Below are 1,284 nucleotides of genomic sequence, written 5' to 3'. Positions count from 1 at the left end.
GTCGTCGCGCACCTTCTCCATGATGTCCTGGTCGGCGGCCTCGACGTTCAGCCGCAGCAGCGGCTCGGTGTTGGACGCCCGCAGGTTGAACCACCACTGCGGGTGGGACTCCCAGTGCGAGACCGTCACCCCGTCCAGGGTGTCCACCACGATGCCCGGGTACGCCGCCCGGTAGGCGTCCAGCACCCGCTCGGTCGCCGCGGCGGCGTCCGGCACCGTCGAGTTGATCTCGCCCGAGCCGACGTACGGCTCGAACATCTCGGCCAGCTCGGACATCGTGTGGTCCTGTGTCCCCAGCGCGGCCAGCACGTGCAGGGCGGCCAGCATCCCGGTGTCCGCGAACCAGAAGTCGCGGAAGTAGTAGTGCGCGGAGTGCTCGCCGCCGAACACCGCGCCGTGCTGGGCCATCTGCGCCTTGATGAACGAGTGCCCCACGCGGGTGCGCACGGTCTCCGCGCCCGCCGCGGACAGCAGGTCCGGGACGGCGTGGGACGTGATCAGGTTGTGGATCACCGTCGGCGTGCGGCCGGCGGTCAGCTCCTTGGTCACCTCCGCGAGCCCCACCAGGGCGGTGATGGCGGACGGCGAGACGGCGCCGCCCCGCTCGTCCACCACGAAGCACCGGTCGGCGTCGCCGTCGAACGCGAGCCCCAGGTCCGCCTCGTTCGCCACGACGGCGGCCTGCAGGTCGATCAGGTTGGCCGGCTCCAGCGGGTTGGCCTCGTGGTTGGGGAACGTGCCGTCCAGCTCGAAGAACAGCGGCACGACCTCCAGCGGCAGCCCCACCAGGCCCGCGGCGTCGCCCAGGACGGCGGGGACCGTCAGGCCGCCCATACCGTTGCCGGCGTCGACCACGACCTTCAGGGGCCGCACGCCGGACAGGTCCACCAGCTCCCGCAGGAACCCCGCGTAGTCGGCGAGCACGTCCTGCTCCGTGACCCGGCCGGGCTCGGCGACCGGCTCCGGGAGCCCGCCCTCCAGGTACCCCTGGGCCAGCTCCCGGACCTCGGCCAGGCCCGTCTCCTGCCCCACCGGGCGCGCGCCCGAGCGGCACAGCTTGATCCCGTTGTAGCGCGCCGGGTTGTGGCTCGCGGTGAACATCGCGCCCGGCACGTCCAGCCGCCCCGACGCGAAGTAGAGCCCGTCGGTGGAGCACAGCCCGATCAGCGTCACGTCCACGCCCTGGTCGGTGACGCCCCGGGCGAACGCGTCCACCAGCTCCGGGCCGGAGTCGCGCATGTCCCGGCCGATCACCATGGCGGGCCGGCCCGCCCCGGCATCGTC

At 73.1% G+C, this 1,284-nt stretch carries 1 protein-coding gene; it reads right to left on the bottom strand.

Annotated elements, in window-relative coordinates:
• A partial coding sequence (locus tag ACIPN7_RS29860; protein WP_400550860.1) for a phosphomannomutase/phosphoglucomutase occupies positions 1-1,284 on the bottom strand: 1,284 nt, incomplete at both ends.

Origin of the sequence: Promicromonospora sp. NPDC090134, assembly GCF_044746965.1 — a bacterium.
GTDB lineage: Bacteria > Actinomycetota > Actinomycetes > Actinomycetales > Cellulomonadaceae > Promicromonospora.
The sequence above is the reverse complement of the archived record's forward strand: the minus strand, read 5'-3'. Positions and strand labels throughout refer to the sequence as shown.